The 18,958-nt window shown below is 63.4% G+C and carries 18 protein-coding genes; 9 read left to right on the top strand and 9 right to left on the bottom strand.

What is annotated here, in order from left to right; genetic code table 11:
• The first annotated feature begins 38 nt into the window (after nucleotides 1-38).
• The 4 genes from G7026_RS13260 to tadA all read left to right on the top strand — a co-directional run bounded on the left by G7026_RS13260 (nucleotide 39) and on the right by tadA (nucleotide 5,377).
• A complete protein-coding gene (locus G7026_RS13260) occupies nucleotides 39-449 on the top strand; it encodes a GlcG/HbpS family heme-binding protein (RefSeq protein ID WP_181071390.1) in 411 nt (136 codons plus the stop codon).
• A gap of 877 nt (nucleotides 450-1,326) precedes the next feature.
• Entirely contained in the window at nucleotides 1,327-3,294 is a 1,968-nt protein-coding gene (betT, locus tag G7026_RS13255; protein ID WP_181071389.1) for a choline BCCT transporter BetT, read from the top strand.
• 193 nt (nucleotides 3,295-3,487) lie between these two features.
• Complete coding sequence (locus G7026_RS22835; RefSeq protein WP_181071388.1) at nucleotides 3,488-4,855, top strand: multicopper oxidase family protein; 1,368 nt, start codon at nucleotides 3,488-3,490, stop codon at nucleotides 4,853-4,855.
• A 36-nt stretch (nucleotides 4,856-4,891) separates the two neighbouring features.
• The gene (gene tadA, locus G7026_RS13245; RefSeq protein WP_181071387.1) at nucleotides 4,892-5,377 is read left to right on the top strand and encodes a tRNA adenosine(34) deaminase TadA; all 486 of its coding nucleotides are present in this window, start codon (nucleotides 4,892-4,894) and stop codon (nucleotides 5,375-5,377) included.
• 3 nt (nucleotides 5,378-5,380) lie between these two features.
• Here tadA and G7026_RS13240 read toward each other — a convergent pair whose 3' ends face one another.
• Complete coding sequence (locus G7026_RS13240; protein ID WP_181071386.1) at nucleotides 5,381-6,487, bottom strand: ABC transporter ATP-binding protein; 1,107 nt, start codon at nucleotides 6,485-6,487, stop codon at nucleotides 5,381-5,383.
• Complete coding sequence (gene argF / locus G7026_RS13235) at nucleotides 6,484-7,404, bottom strand: ornithine carbamoyltransferase (RefSeq protein ID WP_181071385.1); 921 nt, start codon at nucleotides 7,402-7,404, stop codon at nucleotides 6,484-6,486. Before argF ends, G7026_RS13240 begins: the two co-directional genes overlap by 4 nt.
• 318 nt (nucleotides 7,405-7,722) lie before the next feature.
• Here argF and grxD point away from each other — a divergent pair, with 318 nt between their 5' ends.
• Nucleotides 7,723-8,049, top strand: coding sequence for a Grx4 family monothiol glutaredoxin (gene grxD / locus G7026_RS13230; RefSeq protein WP_181071384.1), 327 nt, complete (start codon nucleotides 7,723-7,725; stop codon nucleotides 8,047-8,049).
• Between the two features lie 66 nt (nucleotides 8,050-8,115).
• Here the strand turns inward: grxD and bfr are convergent, their stop codons facing one another.
• Together bfr and G7026_RS13220 are read right to left on the bottom strand one after the other, a co-directional pair.
• On the bottom strand, nucleotides 8,116-8,586 hold the full coding sequence (gene bfr, locus G7026_RS13225; protein ID WP_181071383.1) for a bacterioferritin: 471 nt from the start codon (nucleotides 8,584-8,586) through the stop codon (nucleotides 8,116-8,118).
• A gap of 199 nt (nucleotides 8,587-8,785) precedes the next feature.
• Nucleotides 8,786-9,004 carry a bacterioferritin-associated ferredoxin gene (locus tag G7026_RS13220; RefSeq protein WP_181071382.1) on the bottom strand — a complete coding sequence of 73 codons (219 nt, stop codon included), beginning with the start codon at nucleotides 9,002-9,004 and terminating at the stop codon, nucleotides 8,786-8,788.
• 160 nt (nucleotides 9,005-9,164) lie between these two features.
• Here G7026_RS13220 and G7026_RS13215 point away from each other — a divergent pair, with 160 nt between their 5' ends.
• On the top strand, nucleotides 9,165-9,707 hold the full coding sequence (locus G7026_RS13215; RefSeq protein WP_181071381.1) for a YaeQ family protein: 543 nt from the start codon (nucleotides 9,165-9,167) through the stop codon (nucleotides 9,705-9,707).
• 38 nt (nucleotides 9,708-9,745) lie between these two features.
• Here the strand turns inward: G7026_RS13215 and G7026_RS13210 are convergent, their stop codons facing one another.
• From G7026_RS13210 to G7026_RS13190, 5 genes are all read right to left on the bottom strand, one after another.
• A complete protein-coding gene (locus G7026_RS13210; RefSeq protein WP_181071380.1) occupies nucleotides 9,746-10,969 on the bottom strand; it encodes an NRAMP family divalent metal transporter in 1,224 nt (407 codons plus the stop codon).
• A gap of 106 nt (nucleotides 10,970-11,075) precedes the next feature.
• Nucleotides 11,076-11,873 (bottom strand): putative hydro-lyase, encoded by a 798-nt coding sequence (locus G7026_RS13205; RefSeq protein ID WP_181071379.1) that lies wholly within the window; start codon nucleotides 11,871-11,873, stop codon nucleotides 11,076-11,078.
• Between the two features lie 2 nt (nucleotides 11,874-11,875).
• On the bottom strand, nucleotides 11,876-12,808 hold the full coding sequence (locus G7026_RS13200) for a 5-oxoprolinase subunit C family protein (RefSeq protein ID WP_181071378.1): 933 nt from the start codon (nucleotides 12,806-12,808) through the stop codon (nucleotides 11,876-11,878).
• Entirely contained in the window at nucleotides 12,805-13,509 is a 705-nt protein-coding gene (gene pxpB, locus G7026_RS13195) for a 5-oxoprolinase subunit PxpB (protein ID WP_181071377.1), read from the bottom strand. Before pxpB ends, G7026_RS13200 begins: the two co-directional genes overlap by 4 nt.
• On the bottom strand, nucleotides 13,506-14,252 hold the full coding sequence (locus G7026_RS13190) for a 5-oxoprolinase subunit PxpA (RefSeq protein WP_181071376.1): 747 nt from the start codon (nucleotides 14,250-14,252) through the stop codon (nucleotides 13,506-13,508). Before G7026_RS13190 ends, pxpB begins: the two co-directional genes overlap by 4 nt.
• A 191-nt stretch (nucleotides 14,253-14,443) precedes the next feature.
• Here G7026_RS13190 and G7026_RS13185 point away from each other — a divergent pair, with 191 nt between their 5' ends.
• The 3 genes from G7026_RS13185 (at nucleotide 14,444) to G7026_RS13175 (ending at nucleotide 18,950) form a co-directional block, all read left to right on the top strand.
• A complete protein-coding gene (locus G7026_RS13185) occupies nucleotides 14,444-14,971 on the top strand; it encodes a winged helix DNA-binding protein (RefSeq protein WP_181071375.1) in 528 nt (175 codons plus the stop codon).
• Nucleotides 14,972-15,002: 31 nt separating this feature from the next.
• Nucleotides 15,003-16,718 carry a single-stranded-DNA-specific exonuclease RecJ gene (gene recJ, locus G7026_RS13180; protein WP_181071374.1) on the top strand — a complete coding sequence of 572 codons (1,716 nt, stop codon included), beginning with the start codon at nucleotides 15,003-15,005 and terminating at the stop codon, nucleotides 16,716-16,718.
• A 135-nt stretch (nucleotides 16,719-16,853) separates the two neighbouring features.
• A complete protein-coding gene (locus G7026_RS13175; protein ID WP_181071373.1) occupies nucleotides 16,854-18,950 on the top strand; it encodes a molybdopterin oxidoreductase family protein in 2,097 nt (698 codons plus the stop codon).
• Nucleotides 18,951-18,958 lie beyond the last annotated feature (8 nt).

Here is an 18,958-nt window from a genome sequence, read left to right as displayed (position 1 = left end):
GTGCTGAATATTGTCTAATCGCTATGTACGGAGGGTGCGTGAAAAGGCTTGAATATGATTGCATGACTCTTGAGCTTGCCGAGAAGCTTGCTCAAAAAATTATAATAGCTGCGTCTGAGCAAATACTTGAGGTGGCCTGCGCCGTTGTGGATGCCTCCGGATTAACGGTTTTACATGTGCGGATGGACGGAGCCTTTCCTGCTGCGCTCGACGCGGCGTTGGCTAAGGCGCGTTGTGCTGCGTTGTATCGACGAGATACGTCTCAGTTCGCCATTCGGGTTCGGGAAGGGGTTCCGCTAAATTGTTTGCCTCACGTAGTGCCGCTTGGTGGGGGGGTTACACTGTTTGGCCGAGATGGGACAGTCTTAGGTGCGGTTGGCGTGAGCGGTGCGATCGAAGAGATCGAAACTTCGCTTGTCGAGCGTGTTGTTAGCGTTTTTCTGCGCTAATGATTAGTGCCATGTTTGGAAAGAAAAGAATTGGTCGAGGTTGTGGTCTGGTAATCGGGAGGCGGTATGCGTTTCGGTACTGTTACTTCGGTTCGCCATATATATAGATGGAGGGCGGGGGGAAAGGAGGGGCGAACATCGGCAAACTGTCGAACATCAAGGCCTCACCGAGGAGATTCCGTCCGCGTGTAGCTCTGGACTAGGCTTATCAGAACGCGCAGGCGAACTCTGACAAGCAAAATGCCAAACTTAAACAAAACAAAGCGCTCATCGCGTCGTGCTGGAGTTACCGTCAGACCACACCAAGTAGTTCAGCGGCAACCCATCTTCAAACGGTGGCTTACGAACACGGTTTTGGCACTACCACCACCTGCATGTCTAGTTCTCTCGTCGTCAGATAGGTAAGCGAAGAGGCACCTCGGACGGTATGATTAGACGCGATCGATGGCGGGTCGCCAGCGTCGCTGCCCCCGCAAATCGCTCCATCTCTCGCGCCAGCGAAAGGTGTGCGTTCTGACGGTAAGGCCATGTCGATCACAGCCAACCCTTTAACCAGGCGGGCTTACGTGACCTATTGATGGTCGAGCGGGAGTGATCCCGATCCTTTCACTGCGTCGTACCTAGGTACGACCTGCCTGCTTGAGGGCCGTTGTCCTCTTCGGCATCGCTGCGGCGGTGCCTTCGGCTGACTCGTCAGCCCCGTCGTTCGTGCGCCTGAGCATGCCCGACGTCTCTGGTCCCGATGCCCAGCATCCGTGGATTGCCGGCTCTGGCCGATCGCGCTTGTGGCTGAATCCTCAGCCCGGAAGGCGGTCGGACTAGAGATTCCCGAGGGTTTTCATACCCCGCTCGAACTTCTGCAGAGGAGCCTTCTCGTATGGCGCCATCGCCTCGTACCATCAATCCACCAGTCTTCTACACCTCGGGGGCGCTGATTCTCGCGCTGGTGCTGTTCGCCGTGATCGCGCCGGAAATGGCCCAGGGCGTTTTCGGTGTGATCCAGGCCTGGATCATCGCCAACGTCAGCTGGTTCTACATCCTCACCGTGGCGATCATTCTGGTGTCGGTGGTGTTTCTCGCCGTCAGCCGCTACGGCGACATCAAGCTCGGGCCGGATCACAGCGAGCCGGATTACCGCAACTACACCTGGTTCGCCATGCTGTTTTCGGCGGGAATGGGGATCGGGCTGATGTTCTTCGGCGTGGCCGAGCCGGTCATGCATTTCGTCTCGCCTCCGGTGGGTGCTCCGGAAACCGTGGCGGCGGCCAGGGAGGCGATGAAGATCACCTTCTTCCATTGGGGCCTGCATGCCTGGTCGATCTACGCCATCGTGGCGCTGGTGCTGGCGTTCTTCAGTTATCGCCACGGGTTGCCGCTGACGCTGCGCTCTGCGCTCTACCCGCTGATCGGCGATCGTATCCACGGCCCCATCGGCCACGCAGTGGATATCTTCGCGATCATCGGTACCGTGCTGGGCGTCGCGACGTCGCTGGGCCTCGGGGTCTCGCAGATCAACAGCGGACTGAACCACCTGTTCGGCTTGCCGGTGAGCGTTACGGTGCAGGTCGGATTGATCGTCGTGACCTGCCTGTTGGCGACCATCTCGGTGGCGAGCGGGCTGGACAAGGGCATCCGCCTACTGTCGGAAGGCAACCTGATCCTCGCGTTGATCCTGCTGGTGTTCGTGCTGGTGCTGGGCCCGACCGTGTTCCTGTTGCAGGCTTACGTGCAGAACACCGGTGCCTACCTGTCGGAGATTGTCAACAAGACGTTCAACCTCTATGCCTACGAGCCGACCGACTGGATCGGTGGCTGGACGTTGTTCTACTGGGGTTGGTGGATCGCCTGGTCGCCATTCGTGGGCATGTTCATCGCGCGAATCTCCCGCGGTCGCACCATTCGCGAATTCATCAGCGGCGTGCTGCTCGTGCCCGCCGGGTTCACACTGCTGTGGATGACCGTTTTCGGCGATACGGCGTTGCACCTGATTCTGGTCGAAGGGCTGCAAAGCCTCGCCGAAACCGTCGATCAGGACAGCTCGCTGGCGTTGTTCGCATTTCTCGAGCAGTTCCCCCTGAGCGGTTTGATCTCGATGGTCGCCATCGCCATGGTGGTGGTGTTCTTCGTGACGTCCGCCGACTCCGGCGCGCTGGTGGTCGATCTGCTGGCTTCGGGCGGGCAGAGCCACACGCCGGTATGGCAGCGGATTTTCTGGTCGTCGTTGATGGGCGTAGTGGCCATCGCGCTGCTGCTCGCCGATGGGCTGACCGCTCTGCAGACCGCGACCATTGCCAGCGCGTTGCCATTCTCGGTGATCCTGCTGATCTCGATCTGGGGGCTGTTCAAGGCGCTCAAGCTCGACGCCACCAAGCGCGGGATTCGCTACCAGTCCATCGCCTTGTCGCGGCCAGAAGGGCGTAGCGCCGAGGGCTGGCAGCGGCGTCTGCGCAGCATGGTGATGATGCCGCGTCGCGCTCACGTCACCCGCTTCATTGGCGAGGTCGTAAAGCCTGCCTTCGAGGCGGTCGCCGAAGAGCTGCGCAAGCAGGGCTTCGAGGTGAGCTTGAGCGATGGCGAGGACGGGCGCGCGACTCTGGAGGTCGCCCACGGCGATCATCTGGATTTCCTCTACGAGGTGCGCCCGCGTGCCTTCGTGCAGCCAAGTTTCGTGATGCGCGATACCGAAGAAGCCGACCAGGACGAGCGCAAGTACTTCAGGGCCGAGGTGTACCTGCGCGAGGGCGGGCAGGACTACGACATCATGGGCTGGAGCCGTGACGGCGTAATCGGCGACATACTCGACCAGTACGAGCGTCATCGCCATTACCTGCACATGGTGCGCTGAGCTTCAGGGCCCAACATGAAATCTGCCGCAGCGGCGTAATGGCGCCTGCGGCAGGTCGATTTGCCGCAGCGCTCCACAAGTAAGGCTCGACATGGGAAAATCCTCGGCTTCGAAAACGCTGCGGCCAGTTCTCCGGCAGAGAGAGCGGCGCACACGCCTGATGGGACAGTGAAGCCATCCCAGGAGCTGACCCATGAATTTCTCCCGTAGACAGTTACTCGCCGGCCTGGCAGGGCTCGGTGTGGTCGGTCTTGCCGGCGGCGCGCGCTACTGGCTGGGTCGTACCGACTCGAGCGTTACCCACGATTACGAGCTGATCGCCGCGCCGCTGGACGTGGAATTGGTGCCTGGTCACGTCACCCCCGCCTGGGCCTATGGAGGCCAGGCCCCGGGTCTCGAATTGAGAGTGCGCCAGGGCGACTGGCTGCGGGTGCGGTTCATCAACCGGCTGCCTGAGCCGACCACCATCCATTGGCACGGCATCCGTTTGCCGCTGGAGATGGACGGGGTGCCTTACGTCTCGCAGTTGCCTGTGCTGCCCGGTGAGCATTTCGATTATCGCTTCCAGGTCCATGACGCCGGCAGCTTCTGGTATCACCCCCATACCACTAGCGCCGAGCAGCTCGGCCGAGGGCTTGTCGGCCCGCTGATCGTCGAGGAGCGCGACGGCAGCGGCTTTCGCCACGAACGCACGCTGTGCCTGAAGAACTGGCACGTGGACAAGCAGGGCGCTTTCACCGACTTCAGCATTGCGCGCGAAGCCGCTCGCGTGGGCACCCTGGGCCTGCTGTCGAGCATCAACGGCCGCCATCTGCCGGATATCGAGCTGCCGGCAGGGCAGGTGGTTCGTCTGCGGTTGATCAACGTCGACAACACCATGACCTACCGGCTCAACCTGCCAGGCGGCGACGCGCGGATCTATGCGCTGGATGGCAATCCGATTGCACCTCGTCCGTTGGGTAAGGAGTACTGGCTTGGCCCAGGCATGCGCCTGGATCTGGCGCTCAGGGTGCCGCCGGCCGGGCAGCAGCTATCGCTGCGCAACGGCCCTATGCGCCTGGCCTCGCTCCGCTCGATCGCCAACGACGAGGCTCGGGATGACTGGCCCGCAGCGCTGCCGGCCAATCCGATTTCCGAGCCCGACCTGCAGCGTGCCGAAACGCTGCGCTTCAATTTCGAATGGTCAGGTGCGCTGTCGACGAATGTCGATCAAGGCGGGGCGTATCAGTTCTGGCAGATCAACGGCGAGGCCTGGGACATCAACGACAAGACCTGCGCCGACCGGCCTATCGCGAGCCTGAAAAAGAACGGGCATTACATTCTCGAATTTCGCAACCTGAGCCAGTACCAGCATCCCATCCATCTGCACGGCATGAGCTTCAAGGTGATCGGTTCCAATAGGCGCCGGATCGAGCCCTATTTCACCGACACCTTCCTGCTCGGCAAGAACGAGACGGCCAGGGTGGCGCTGGTGGCGGACAACCCCGGTGTCTGGATGCTGCATTGTCACGTCATCGACCATATGGAAACCGGCCTGATGGCCGCCATCGAAGTGGCCTGAACGCCGCCGCTCTTCACTATTTGACTGAAACGCATCATGAAGAAACTCCAGATCATCGACCGAAGCCGCGACGAAGACTTCATGCGTGAAGCCATGGCGCTTGCCGCCGAGGGGGCGTCGTTCGGCGAGGTGCCGGTGGGAGCGGTGGTCGTCCGCGATGGCGTCATCATCGGGCGAGGTTTCAACTGTCCGATTCTGCGGCACGACCCCAGCGCTCACGCCGAGATGGTCGCGATTCGTGCCGCCGCCGAATCGGCGCAAAACTATCGGCTTCCCGGTAGCACGCTGTACGTGACCCTGGAACCCTGCAGCATGTGCGCCGGGCTGATCGTGCATGCGCGTATCGGGCGGGTGGTGTTCGGCGCGGCCGAGCCGAAGGCCGGCGCGGCGATCAGCCGAGGCCGCTTCTTCGAGCAGACCCATCTCAATCACCAGGTAATGGTTGAAGGCGGGGTGTTGGGGGAGGCCTGTGGTGCCTTGCTTAGCGAGTTCTTCCGCCAGCGGCGGCTGGAGAAGGGTTAGCGGTCAGATGCTGCTGAAGCGGCGTACGCCTGCTTCCGGCAAAGTTTCATGGGCGGCCACGCTGCCCAGCGCCGGAAATACCACTAGGTGATCAGCGGCTACGCGAATACCCACCTGCTCCCCGGTTCGGTAGTCGGCATGACTGGGGAAGATGCCCTCCAGCTGATTACCGGTGGGCAGCTGGAGACGGTATAGGGTGGAGGCGCCCAGGAAGGTTTTACCGACGATAGTCGCCTTCAGAGCACTTTCCGGCGCGTAGACGATGTCGTCAGGGCGCAGCAGGACGTCCACCGAGCTGCCGGTCGGCCAGTTGAAGGCGCGATTGCCCTGAATTACGCCGAGCTCGGTCTGCACCTTCTGCGGAGCTATCAACTGGCCGCGAATGAAATAACCCTGGCCGACAAAGCTCGCGACGAAAGGGGTCAGCGGTTCGTGGTAGAGGTTGTAGGGCGTATCCCACTGCTCGAGTCGCCCGTCGCGGAATACCCCGACCTGGTCGCTCACGGAAAAAGCCTCTTCCTGGTCGTGGGTCACGAGAATGGCGCTGGTGCCTCGGAACTTGAGGATATCCCGGACTTCGTGGCTGAGGCGCCGGCGTAGTTCTCCATCAAGGTTGGAGAAGGGCTCGTCGAGCAGCAGCAAGTCCGGTTCTGGGGCCAGCGCCCGGGCGAGTGCCACGCGCTGCTGTTGCCCGCCGGAGAGTTCGTGGGGATAACGCTTGCTCAATGGAGCAAGGTGCACCAGTTCCAGCAGCTCGGCCACGATACGTTGCACGTGTGCGTGCTTGCGAATGCCGAACGCGACGTTGTCGGCGACGGTGAGATGGGGAAACAGGGCATAGTCCTGGAAAACCATGCCAATGCGCCGCCGCTCCGGTGCCAGGGTGAAGCCGCTGCGCGAGATGATCCGGTCGGCGAGCTGTATTTCACCTTCATGGACCGGCTCGAACCCTGCGATGGCCCGCAGGGTCGTGGTCTTGCCGCATCCCGAAGGGCCCAGCAGGCAACCGATGTCGCCACGCTCCAGATGGAGATTCAGATGCTCCACGACCCGCTGGCCGCCGTAACCGCAGGCGAGTTGGCGGAGGGTGAGGAGCGGCTGCGCATTCATGCGTGGTGATAGGCCGGTTCGACCAGAAATTCGAGCAGCGCCTTCTGAACGTGCAAACGGTTCTCAGCCTGGTCCCAGGCGACCGAACGAGGGTCTTCCAGCAGATCGTGGCTGACCTCTTCGCCGCGGTGGGCGGGCAGGCAATGCATGAACAGCACGTCCTCGGCCGCAAGGTCGAGCAGCGCCGGGGTGACCTGGTACGGACGGAACAATGTCAGGCGCGCCTGGGCTTCTTCCTCCTGGCCCATCGATGCCCAGACATCGGTGCTCACCAAGTGAGCGCCGGCAACCGCTTCGCGCGGGTCGCGCAGCAGCGTTACACGCTCGCCGGCCGCGGCGAGCAGAGCTGCGTCGGGCTCGTATCCTTCCGGGCAGGCGATGCGCAGCTGGAAGTCGAACTGCATGGCCGCTTCTATATAGGAGTTGCACATGTTGTTGCCGTCGCCGATCCAGGTCACCGTCTTGCCGGCGATGCTGCCGCGGTGCTCATGGAAGGTCTGCATATCGGCCATCAGCTGGCAGGGATGCAGATCGTCGGACAACCCGTTGATCACCGAAATGCGGGAGTGGGCGGCGAACTCGGTCAGGTTGCTGTGGGCAAAGGTACGGATCATCACCGCGTCGAGCATGCGCGACATGACGATCGCCGAATCGCTGATCGGCTCGCCTCGGCCAAGCTGGGTGTCGCGCGGCGAGAGGAAGATGGCCTGGCCGCCGAGCTGGATCATGCCGGCCTCGAACGACAGGCGGGTGCGGGTCGAGGCTTTCTCGAAGATCATCCCCAGCACGCGATTTTTCAAGGGTTCGAACAACACGCCGCGCTCACGCAGCTCCTTCAGCTCGATGCCGCGACGAACCAGGCTGGACAACTCCTGCGGCGTGCAGTCCATCAGTGAAAGAAAGTGCCTTGCGCTCATATCAACTACCTTTGTTGCCATCGGTCGCGGGCCCGTGGATTTTTTTCCGGGAAAACGGGCGAGACCGGCGACAGAAGGGCCGCGCGGGTCAGCGACTAAGCGGGGAAAGCCCGAGATGTTATCGGTAAACACGCAAGCGGCGCAAATTGGCCCGGAGACCCACGAGTGACGGGCGTTCGGGCGCTCTAACGGGGCGTGAGCGGTTTGGAAACAGGCGGCTGGGCGTCCATGCGTCGCGGTAATGGCCGACCCTCTGACTCGGCTTTTGCGGGCGCTTTCGGTACAATGGCCGGCAACCGTATCTAGCCGAGGTGCCCCATGGATATCATCGAAACCATCAAAGAGCAGATCGCCAACAACCCGGTGCTGCTGTACATGAAAGGTTCTCCGAACGCCCCGCAGTGCGGTTTCTCCGCACGTGCTTCCCAGGTGGTGATGGGCTGCGGAGAGAAGTTCGCCTATGTCGACATTCTGCAGAACCCTGAAATCCGCGCGAACCTGCCCAAGTACGCCAACTGGCCGACCTTCCCGCAACTGTGGGTCGACGGTGAGCTGGTCGGCGGCAGCGACATCCTGACCGAGATGTTCGAAAAGGGTGAGCTGCAACCCTTGATCAAGGCCGCCATCAACAAAGCCGACGCCTGATCGAGGATCCATAAAAAAGCCCCGCAGAAGCGGGGCTTTTTCATTTGCGTGTCCCGGATGCGGATGTCAGGCATCCATCTGCGACTGCAGGTAGTTCTCCAGGCCCACTTTGTCGATCAGTCCCAGCTGGGTTTCCAGCCAGTCGATGTGCTCTTCCTCGGACTCGAGGATGTCCTCGAGCAGTTCGCGGCTGCCGTAATCGCCAACGCTTTCGCAGTAGGCGATGGCCACTTTCAGGTCGGGGATGCCTTTCTGTTCCAGCTGCAGGTCGCACTCGAGCATTTCGCGGGTATTCTCGCCGATCAGCAGCTTGCCGAGTTCCTGCAGGTTGGGCAGTCCTTCCAAGAAGAGGATGCGCTTGATCAGCTTGTCGGCATGCTTCATCTCGTCGATGGATTCGTCGTATTCGTGCTTGCCGAGTTTGGTGAGTCCCCAGTCTTCATACATGCGCGCATGCAGGAAGTACTGGTTGATCGCGACCAGCTCGTTGCCGAGGATCTTGTTGAGATGCTGGATAACCAACTTGTCGCCTTTCATGTTCGGGCCCCTGTGTATATGGGTGGGTTCATGCGCGAAGTCTGGCCATACCGCTAACGTCTGTCAAACCTAAGTCATTGAATTTAAAGCAGTTAAAACCGAATACGAACGTTTCGCCTCTGCACTTGCAAGCTAAGCCCTTGAATTGACGGCATAAAAAAACCGGACGCCAGGGTCCGGTTCCTTGAAAAATCGTTATCTAGGCGGGAACGAATGTCGCGGTATAGCCGAGGGCTGCGTTTGCGGCCTGGGTCGCGTTCAAGGTAGAGCGAACGACTTCCTTGGCGACGCATGCGCACTTTCCACATTGAGAGGCTACGCCAGTCGCTGCGCGAACCTCTTTATAGCTGCAACATCCTTCATAGATCGCTTCCCTGATCTGGCGGTCGGTGACACCTTGGCAAAGACAGACGTACATTCAGGGCTCTCGCTACGTTTGCTGGATGCGAGGGATACTAATCAGAATGAGAATGATTGTCAAAAGTCTATTCGTCGTGTTCCTGAGCTTCCCTTAAGGTCGCTCCGGCACAGCGATATTTCTGTAGACTCTGCGCCTTTCGTTCGCCGGGATGCCCGCCATGGCCCTGCAAGCCACGCCTTACAAAGTCGAAATCAACCTCGCCGACATGGACCGCAACGTCTACCAGGACCTGCGTTTCACCGTTGCCCGGCATCCCTCGGAGACTGAGGAGCGCTTGGTGGCGCGGTTGATCGCTTATGTCCTCTGGTATGACGAGCAGTTGGCTTTCGGCCGGGGTCTGTCGGATGTCGACGAGCCGGCGCTGTGGGAGAAGAGCCTCGATGACCGCGTGCTGCACTGGATCGAGGTCGGGCAGCCGGATGCCGAGCGGATCACCTGGTGCTCGCGGCGCGCCGAACGCTTCAGTCTGGTGGCCTATGGCAATCTGCGGGTCTGGCAGACCAAGGTGCTCGACAGCGTGCGCAGCCTGAAGAAGATCAATGTGGTGGCGGTGCAGCAGGAAGCGCTGGAAACCGTGGCCCAGGATCTGCCACGGTCGGTCAGCTGGAGCGTGATGATCAGTGACGGCGCACTCTTCATCACCGATGAGCGCGGCCAGCACGAAGTGCCGTTGGAATGGTTGATCGGCGAACGCGGCTAAGCGCCCGCCGAAGGTTCAGGAGGGCGCGGCGCTCTCCGTCAGGACTGCCAGAACTGCACGAAGGCGTTGAACGACATCACCACGCCCACCGCCGTGGCCACCATGGCCAGCAGCCCGAACACCAGCATCCAGGTCGGATGGCGGTACTCGTTACCGACGATGCTCGGCTTTTTGGACGCCCAGAGGATGCATGCCAGCGCCAATGGCAGCACCAGTGCGTTCAGGGTGCCGGCAACGACCAGCACCTTCACCGGTTGGCCGACCAGGCTGTAGATCAGCGTCGAGCAGGCAATGAAGGCGATCACCATGCGCTGGTTGTTGCGCTGGATGCTCTCGTGCAGCGAGTACATGAAGGTCACGCTGGTATAGGCGGCGCCGATCACCGACGACACCGACGCCGCCAGCAGCACGATGCCAAACATCTTGTAGCCGATCGTTCCCATCGAGTGGGAGAACACCGAGGCCGCTGGATTGCCCGCATCGAGCGCCAGGCCCTGGCTGACCACGCCGAGCGCGGCGAGGAACAGACAGATGCGCACCACGCCCGTGGTGGCGATGCCCGTGACCGCCGCGCGGGTCACCGCGCCAACGTTCTCGACGCCAGTGATGCCTGCTTCTACCAGGCGGTGTCCGCCGGAAAAGGAGATGTAGCCGCCTACGGTACCGCCGACCAGGGTCACGATGGGCAGCAGGAGAATCAGCGGATCGTCGGGGTTGAAGCTTCGGCTCAGCGCTTCCATCACCGGCGGGCTCGACTGCAGCATGGCGTAGCCGATCATGCACAGCATGATCAGGCCGAGCAGTTGCATCACCGAGTCCATCACGCCCTTGGCATTGCGCAGCAGGAAGATGCCGATGATCAGCACGGCAGCGATCAGCGAGCCGATCACCGGCGGCACGCCGAAGATCACGTTCATCGCCAGGCCCGCCCCCCCGATGTTGCCGATGTTGAAGGCGATGCCGCCGAGCACGATGAACGCCGAGATCAAGTGACCGACCCCCGGTAGCACCCGATTGGCGACATCCTGGCCGCGCAGGTTGGCCACGGTGATGACGCGCCAGATGTTGAGCTGGGCGCCGATGTCGATGAGCAGCGAGATGACGATGGCGAAGGCGAAGCTGGCCAGATACTTCTCGGTGAACAATGACGTCTGGGTCAGAAAGGCGGGTCCGATCGAGGACGTCGCCATGATGAATATGGCGCCGCGCAGGACATTGCGCTGCGACGCCGGTGAGGCGCTTGCGGTGTGTGTGGGTTGCATTGGATACCTTCTTTTTTCTTGGCGTTGGGGCAGGTAGGGAAATGCAGCCGGACAGTGGATGCCCGGCAAAACGTTCTTGTTGGATAACGCGTAAAACCGTGCCGGGTCAGATCACGCCCAGCTGTTCGTCTCGTAGATCGGTGATGAACATGTGCCCCGGCGCATGGGTGATGACCAGCTCGGGTCTGGCCTGCATCGCGACGGCCTGAGGGGTCACGCCGCAGGCCCAGAACACCGGGACTTCGCCCTCGCGTAGGTGGGACGGTTCGCCGAAATCGGGTTTTGCCAGATCGACGATGCCCAACTGCCCAGGGTCGCCGATATGCACTGGCGCGCCATGCACCGAGGGGAAGCGTGAGGTCACTTGCACGGCTCGTACCACCTTGTCGGCAGGCATCGGCCTCATGCTCACCACCATCGGCCCGCTCAGACTGCCGGCGGGCTGACAGGCGATGTTGGTGCGGTACATCGGGACGTTGTGGCCATCCTCGATATGCCTGACCGGCACGCCGTTGGCCAGCAGCGCGCCTTCGAAGCTGAAGCTGCAGCCGATGAGAAAGGCCACCATGTCGTCTTCCCAGAACGGCGTGATGTCCTGCACTTCCTGTTCGAGTTCGCCGTTGCGGTAGATGCGATAGCGCGGAAAGTCCGTGCGGATATCGGCGCCTGGCGCGGCGCGCCGTGGTTCGAAGTTGCCCGGGTCGGTTACGTCCAGCAGGGGGCAGGGTTTGGGGTTGCGCTGGCAGAACAGCAGGAAGTCGTAGGCCAGTTCGCGCCGCACGATCATCAGGTTGGCCTGGGCGTAACCGTTGGCCAGGCCGGCGGTCGGGCCGTCGAGTTCGCCATGGCGAATCCGCTCGCGCAGCGCGGCAGGGGACAGGTCTCGGTAGGGTGTCAGGTCCATGCTCATCGCTCCGCTGTGGTCCGTTGCCAGGTGGCCAGCAGCCGACGCTGCTCGCGTTGTGCGCTTTCCAGGGCGACCGGCTTCAGCCGCAGCACGGTGCCGGGCATGCACTGGGCCAGCTGGGCGACGGCTAAAGGTGTGAGGGCGCCGAGGCGCGGGTAGCCGCCGATGGTCTGGCGGTCGTTGAGCAGCACGATGGGCTGACCGTCGGGCGGCACCTGGATGGCACCCAGCGGAACGCCTTCGGAAATCATCGACTCCCGCGCGCTGCGCAGCACCGGGCCGAGCAGGCGAACGCCCATGCGGTCGGCGCGCTGGTCCACGGTCCAGTCGCTGTTGAAGGCGTCGAACAGGCTCTGCCCGCTGAAGTCGCCGATCTGTGCGCCCAGCACCACTGCCAGCGGGCCACTCGGAGACAGCGAGCGGGGCTGCCCTGGCGGCAGTTCGCGCGGCGCCGCGGGCGCGCCGCTCCAGCGCAGACGATCACCGGTATCGAGGGGGCGGCCGTCGCCGTGCAGGCCGCCGAGCTGCTCACGGCGAACGGTGGCGCAGCTGCCCAGCACGGGTGTGGCCAGAAAGCCGCCGGGCGCGGCGAGATAGGCGCGAACGCCTTCGCGAGGCTGGGCGAAGCTCAGCAGCTGGCCCTTGCGGATGGCGAAGCTGCGCCCCGGGACGATCGGCTGATCGTCCAGGGTCGCCTTGAGGTCGGCGCCGCAGACCGCCAGACAGCTATCGGTTTCGGCACGAACGCTGAAGTTGCCCAGGGTGATTTCGATCGTCGCGGCCTGCAGCGAGTTGCCAAGCAGCCAGTTGGCCCATGCCTGGGAAACCCAGTCGGCCGCGCCGCCCTGGGTCACTCCCAGGTGGCGCACGCCGCTGCGGCCGCCGTCCTGCAGGCTGGCCATGGCGCCGGCACGTTCGATAAGCAGGCTCATGGGGTGACCTCGAAGGGCGTGTCGTCGCCGCCCAGGCGGATGAACTCGGCGCGGTCGATGGGGATGAAGCGCACCCGGTCGCCCGGTTGCCAGAGGCTGTAGCCGTCGAGCTCACGATCGAACAACCGGGTGGGGCTGCGGCCGATGAGGTTCCAGCCGCCCGGCGAAACCAGCGGGTAGATGGCGGTCTGGCGATCGGCAATCCCCAGGCTGCCGGCCGGTACCTGCTTGCGTGGCGTCTGCAGCCTTGGGCTGGCGAGGATTTCATCGACCAGCCCCATGAAGGCGAAGCCGGGCGCGAAGCCCAGGGCGAAGACCTGGTAGGTGTGGGAACTGTGGCGGTCGATCACACCGGTTGCGCCCAGCCCGCTGCGTTTGCCCAGCGGCTCGAGCTCGGGGCCGACGCTCGGGTCGTACCAGACCGGGATCTCATGCTGGCGGGCGCTGGCCCCGGCGGTCGGCTGCAGGCCTTCGAAGGCGTCAGTGATGCGCTGGCGGGCCTGGCGGTCGTCTATCGTCGTCAGGTCGTAATGCACCAAGAGCGTGGTGTAGGAGGGTACCAGGTCGCGCAGCGCCGGCCCGAAGGCCTCGCGCACGCGCTGGGTCGCGGCCAGCATCCAGGGCATGTTGCCTTCGTCGATCTGGTCGAACAGGCGCAGCATCAGGCTGTCGACGCCGACCACTTCGATGCGCGGCGTCACGCAGCCAGCTCCCGCAACGCCTGGCGGATGCGCTGCACGGCGGCGATGGAGCCTGCGTTGTCGCCGTGTACGCAAAGCGTGTCGGCCTGCAGCACCAGGGCGCTGCCGTCGCTGGCGGTCAGCGGCTCGCCCTTGGCCAGGGTCAGGGCCTGGGCTGCCACCGTCTCGGCTTCGTGATGGACGGCGCCGGGCAGGCTGCGCGAAACCAGCATGCCGGCGGCGTCGTAGGCGCGGTCGGCGAAGACTTCGAACCACAGGGTGATGCCCAGCTCTTCGGCCAGCGCCTGGCTGGCGCCGTTGTCCCGCGTGGACATCAGCATCAACGGCAGGGTCGCGTCATAGGCCTTGATGGCGCGCATCACCGCGCGCAGCAGTTCGGGCTGGCGCATCATGTCGTTGTACAGCGCGCCGTGGGGTTTGACGTAGCTGACGACGGTACCCTCGGCGCGGCAGATGCCGTCGAGCGCGCCGATCTGGTAGAGCAGCATGTTCTCCACTTCCGAGGGGCTGCAGGCCATCGAGCGGCGACCGAAGCCGACCAGGTCGGGATAGGCCGGGTGGGCACCGATGCGCACGTTGTGCTGCGCGGCCAGTGCCACGGTGCGGCGCATGATCTGTGGGTCGGAGGCATGAAAGCCACAGGCGACGTTGGCGCAGTCGATGAAGGGCATCACTTCAGCGTCCAGGCCCATTGTCCAGGCACCGAAGCTTTCGCCGATGTCGCAGTTCAGGAGCAGGTTCATGGCGGATCCTCTCTTTATTCGTCGCACGTGCGGCGGAGAATGCGTGAACGATGATAAAATATCAACGATTTATTGATAACTTTCTGATGACTCGTCCTGACGGCACCTCAGGGGTGCATTGCGGTATGCTTGGCACCCATTCCAGCGTGCGGCCCAGGTCGCGCCATCGCCCCCACGTCATGGAACCGCTCATGGTCGATGCGAAAACTCCCCGCCCATTGCGCTCGCCGATCGTCGCGTCGGCGCATCTCGCCGAACAATCCCAGGAACTCTCCGAACTCGAATACGGCATCATCGTCGCCAGCAATGCGCTGATGCGCTGGATGGAGCGCTGCATGAAAGCCTCCGGCGCGGTCGAGATGAATGCGCTCGACGTGATGGTGCTGCACAACCTGACCAGCCGCGGACGCGCCAAGCGTCAGGCGGACATTTGCCTTGTCCTCAATATAGAAGACACCCATACCGTGACCTATGCGCTGAAGAAACTCGCCAAGCTCGGTTTGGTTGAGGGCGAGAAGCAGGGCAAGGAAATGTATTACCGCACCACGGACAAAGGCCGAGAGCTTTGCAAGGAATACGCCGACATCCGCCGCGAATGCTTGATTGCTTCGTTCGAGAACCTCAACGTCGATCCTGACGAGGTTCATCGTCTCGCCGGGCTGCTGCGCGCGATGTCGGGTCTCTACGACCAGGCCGCACGTGCCGCCACCTCGCTCTGAACCGCTGTACCGCTAGCCACCGGAACTGACCATGCGTATCGAACCCCGCCCGTTACCCGAAACCCTGCCGGATCTGGGTGACCTGCCGCCGCTGCTGCAACGGCTATACGCCGCGCGCGGGGTGCAATCGGTGGGGGAGCTGGACAAGGGGCTGGCGCGGCTGATCCCGTACGGCCAGCTCAAGGGGATCGACGCGGCGGTCGAGTTGCTGGTCGAGGCGCTGGAGCGCCGCCAGCGGATTCTCTTCGTCGGAGACTTCGACGCTGATGGCGCCACGGCCAGCGCCGTGGGCGTGCTGGGGCTGCGTCAGCTCGGCGCGGCCCATGTCGATTACCTGGTGCCCAATCGTTTCGAATATGGCTACGGACTGACGCCGGAAATCGTCGCCGTCGCCCTGGAGCGCCAGCCGGGCCTGCTGGTGACGGTGGACAATGGCATCTCCAGCGTCGACGGCGTTGCGGCCGCCAAGGCGGCGGGGCTCAAGGTGCTGGTCACCGACCATCACTTGCCTGGCCCGGAGTTGCCGGCTGCCGATGCCATCGTCAACCCGAACCAGCCCGAATGCAGTTTCCCGAGCAAGTGCATCGCCGGCGTCGGGGTGATCTTCTATGTACTGCTGGCGCTGCGGGCACGGCTGCGGGAACGCGGATGGTTCACCCGCAACGGCTGGACCGAGCCGAACCTCGCCGAGCTGCTTGACCTGGTCGCGCTGGGCAGCGTGGCCGATGTGGTGCCTCTGGACGCCAACAACCGCATCCTCGTTCACCAGGGCCTGGCGCGTATTCGAGCCGGACGCGCTCGAGCCGGCTTGCGGGCGATTCTCGAAGTGGCCGGGCGCGATCACCAGCGCATCACCTCCACCGATCTCGGTTTCATCATCGGGCCGCGCCTGAACGCGGCCGGGCGCCTGGACGACATGTCCCTGGGCATCGAGTGCCTGCTCTGCGAGGACGAGGCGCTGGCGCGCGACATGGCCGCTCAGCTCGACCAGCTCAACCAGGACCGCAAGGCCATCGAGCAGGGCATGCAGCGCGAGGCGCTCGCCCAGCTCAAGGACCTGCCGCTCGAAGATATGCCGTTCGGCCTGTGCCTGTTCGACGCCGAGTGGCACCAGGGCGTGATCGGCATCCTCGCCTCGCGCCTGAAGGAGCGCTACCACCGTCCGACCATCGCCTTCGCGGATGCGGGCGAAGGCGTGCTCAAGGGTTCGGCGCGCTCGGTGCCGGGGTTTCACATTCGCGATGCGCTCGATGCCGTCGCGGCGCGCCATCCGGGGCTGATCAGCAAGTTCGGCGGTCACGCGATGGCCGCCGGGCTGTCGCTGCCGCAGGCCAACTTCGGCGCCTTTGCCGCCGCGTTCGACGCCGAGGTCAGGCGCCAGCTGTGCGAAGAGGATCTGACCGGGCGCCTGCTCACCGATGGGCAGCTCAGCGTCGAGGAATTCCATCTGGAGCTGGCCAGGGCGCTGCGTCATGCCGGCCCCTGGGGGCAGCACTTTCCCGAACCGCTGTTCCATGGCGTGTTCCAGCTGGTCCAGCAGCGTCTGGTCGGGGAAAAGCACCTGAAGCTGGTGCTCAAGAGCGAATGCGGTTCGCTGAGCCTCGACGGCATCGCCTTCAACATCGACCGGGACATTTGGCCCAACGCGTCGGTACGCTGGGTCGAGCTCGCCTACAAGCTCGACGTCAACGAGTACCGCGGCCGCGAAAGCGTGCAGTTGCTGGTCGCCCATATCGCCGCGCGCTGATTCCGGACGCGGCGCCAGCGATTGCAAGATCGGCGCCCTGAATCAGCGGGCATTTGCCCGCGCTTCCTTCGATTGTGAGTCATCCGCCGCACGCCTAGAGTGGCGGGACTACAAGAACGATCGGCGGAACCCGTGATGAACGACACGACCACTCACTACCGCGCCTGCCACCTGTGCGAAGCGATCTGCGGCCTGGCCATCGAAACCCGCGGCGAAGAGATTCTCTCGATCAAGGGCGATGCGCTGGACAGCTTCAGCCGTGGCCATATCTGTCCCAAGGCGGTCGCCCTGCAGGACATCCAGAACGATCCGGACCGTCTGCGCCAGCCCATGCGCCGCAACGGCGAGCAGTGGCAGGCGATCGGCTGGGACGAAGCGTTCGCGCTGGTCGCCGAGCGCCTGGCTGACGTCCGCGAGCGCCACGGCAACAATGCGGTGGCCGTCTACCAAGGCAACCCGAGCGTTCACAACTATGGGTTGATGACCCACAGCAACTACTTTCTCGGTCTGCTGAAGACGCGCAACCGTTACTCGGCGACCTCGGTCGACCAGCTGCCACACCATCTGACCAGCCACATGATGTACGGCCACGGCCTGCTGATCCCGATCCCGGACATCGACCACACCGATTTCATGTTGATACTGGGCGGCAACCCGTTGGCATCCAACGGCAGCATCATGACCGTGCCGGATGTGGAAAAGCGCCTCAGGGCGATCCAGGGACGCGGCGGCAAGCTGGTTGTAGTCGACCCGCGGCGCAGCGAGACGGCGGCGATCGCCGATCAGCATCTGTTCGTACGCCCTGGCCAGGATGCGGCGCTGTTGTTCGGGCTGCTCAACACGTTGTTCGAGGAAGGCCTGACCCGAACCAGCCCGCTGCCTGTCATGGGGCTGGAAGAAATACGCGCGGCCATCGCACCGTTCAGCGCCGAGGCGATGAGCGCCCGTTGCGGCATCGACGCGATAGCCATTCGGCAACTGGCACGGGATTTCGCCGCAGCCGACAAGGCGGTGTGCTATGGGCGCATGGGCGTCTCGACTCAGGCGTTCGGCACGCTGTGCCAGTGGCTGGTGCAGCTGATCAACCTGGTCACCGGCAACCTCGATCGGGTCGGCGGAGTGCTCTGCACCGAGCCTGCGGTCGATCTGGTCGAGACCACCTCGGGCGGGCACTTCGACCGTTGGAAGAGTCGGGTTTCGGGCCTGCCCGAGTACGGCGGCGAGCTGCCGGTCTCGGCGCTCGCCGAAGAAATGCTCACACCAGGCGACGGGCAGGTGAGGGCGCTGGTGACCGTAGCCGGTAACCCGGTGTTGTCGACGCCCAACGGGCAACGCCTGGAGCAGGCGCTCAGCGGCCTCGAGTTCATGCTCAGCGTCGATTTCTACATCAACGAAACGACCCGTCATGCGGACCTGATACTGCCCCCGACCGCGCCGCTCGAGCACGATCACTACGACAGCACCTTCAACCTGCTGGCGGTGCGCAACGTCACTCGCTTCAATCAGGCCGTGCTGCCCAGGCCCGACGGTGCGCTGCACGACTGGGAGATCTTCGTCCACCTTGCCCGGGCGTTCGCCGAGCGTACCGGTGTTGAGCTCAAGCCCACCATGGCTCCGGAAATGATGATCGACCTGGCACTACGCCATGGCCGCTACGGCGAGTCGTCCGAGCAGCGACTGAGCCTGTCGGCGCTGCGCGAACATCCCCACGGCCTGGACCTCGGCCCGCTACGCCCCAGCCTGGCCGGGCGATTGAAAACATCGGATCGCAAGATCCAGGCTGCGCCTCCAGTGTTCCTAGGCGACCTGCAGCGTTTCGCCGAGACCGTTCCTGGTTCGACCGACCAGCTGTTGCTGATCGGCCGGCGTCACGTGCGCAGCAACAACTCCTGGATGCACAACTATCATCGGCTGGTGAAGGGAAAGCCTCGCCACCAGCTGCTGATGAATCCGCAAGATCTGAACCGGCGCGGCCTGCTGGACGGCGAGCGGGTCAAGGTCCGCTCGCGGGTGGGGGAAATAGAGGTCGAGGTACTGGCCAGCGAGGACATGATGCCCGGCGTGGTCAGCCTGCCGCACGGCTGGGGCCATGGGCGGCCCGGAGTGCAGATGGCGATCGCCAGTGGTCAGCCGGGGGCGAGTGCCAACGACCTCACCGACGAGCGTCACCTCGACGCGTTGTCCGGCAATGCCGCGCTCAATGGTGTGCCGGTACAAGTCGGCGCCGCCTAAGGGAAACA

Origin of the sequence: Stutzerimonas azotifigens, assembly GCF_013522725.1 — a bacterium.
Classification (GTDB): domain Bacteria; phylum Pseudomonadota; class Gammaproteobacteria; order Pseudomonadales; family Pseudomonadaceae; genus Stutzerimonas; species Stutzerimonas azotifigens_A.
The sequence above is the reverse complement of the archived record's forward strand: the minus strand, read 5'-3'. Positions and strand labels throughout refer to the sequence as shown.

Excerpts from the sequence above, each read along its gene's own strand:
- recJ (WP_181071374.1), top strand. The coding sequence starts at position 15,003 with ATGCGTATCGAACCCCGCCCGTTACCCGAAACCCTGCCGGATCTGGGT.
- G7026_RS13205 (WP_181071379.1), bottom strand. The coding sequence starts at position 11,873 with ATGGACCTGACACCCTACCGAGACCTGTCCCCTGCCGCGCTGCGCGAG.
- bfr (WP_181071383.1), bottom strand. The coding sequence starts at position 8,586 with ATGAAAGGCGACAAGTTGGTTATCCAGCATCTCAACAAGATCCTCGGC.
- G7026_RS13200 (WP_181071378.1), bottom strand. The coding sequence starts at position 12,808 with ATGAGCCTGCTTATCGAACGTGCCGGCGCCATGGCCAGCCTGCAGGAC.
- grxD (WP_181071384.1), top strand. The coding sequence starts at position 7,723 with ATGGATATCATCGAAACCATCAAAGAGCAGATCGCCAACAACCCGGTG.
- tadA (WP_181071387.1), top strand. The coding sequence starts at position 4,892 with ATGAAGAAACTCCAGATCATCGACCGAAGCCGCGACGAAGACTTCATG.
- G7026_RS13185 (WP_181071375.1), top strand. The coding sequence starts at position 14,444 with ATGGTCGATGCGAAAACTCCCCGCCCATTGCGCTCGCCGATCGTCGCG.
- G7026_RS13215 (WP_181071381.1), top strand. The coding sequence starts at position 9,165 with ATGGCCCTGCAAGCCACGCCTTACAAAGTCGAAATCAACCTCGCCGAC.
- G7026_RS13220 (WP_181071382.1), bottom strand. The coding sequence starts at position 9,004 with ATGTACGTCTGTCTTTGCCAAGGTGTCACCGACCGCCAGATCAGGGAA.
- argF (WP_181071385.1), bottom strand. The coding sequence starts at position 7,404 with ATGAGCGCAAGGCACTTTCTTTCACTGATGGACTGCACGCCGCAGGAG.
- G7026_RS13210 (WP_181071380.1), bottom strand. The coding sequence starts at position 10,969 with ATGCAACCCACACACACCGCAAGCGCCTCACCGGCGTCGCAGCGCAAT.
- betT (WP_181071389.1), top strand. The coding sequence starts at position 1,327 with ATGGCGCCATCGCCTCGTACCATCAATCCACCAGTCTTCTACACCTCG.
- G7026_RS13240 (WP_181071386.1), bottom strand. The coding sequence starts at position 6,487 with ATGAATGCGCAGCCGCTCCTCACCCTCCGCCAACTCGCCTGCGGTTAC.
- G7026_RS13175 (WP_181071373.1), top strand. The coding sequence starts at position 16,854 with ATGAACGACACGACCACTCACTACCGCGCCTGCCACCTGTGCGAAGCG.
- G7026_RS22835 (WP_181071388.1), top strand. The coding sequence starts at position 3,488 with ATGAATTTCTCCCGTAGACAGTTACTCGCCGGCCTGGCAGGGCTCGGT.
- G7026_RS13190 (WP_181071376.1), bottom strand. The coding sequence starts at position 14,252 with ATGAACCTGCTCCTGAACTGCGACATCGGCGAAAGCTTCGGTGCCTGG.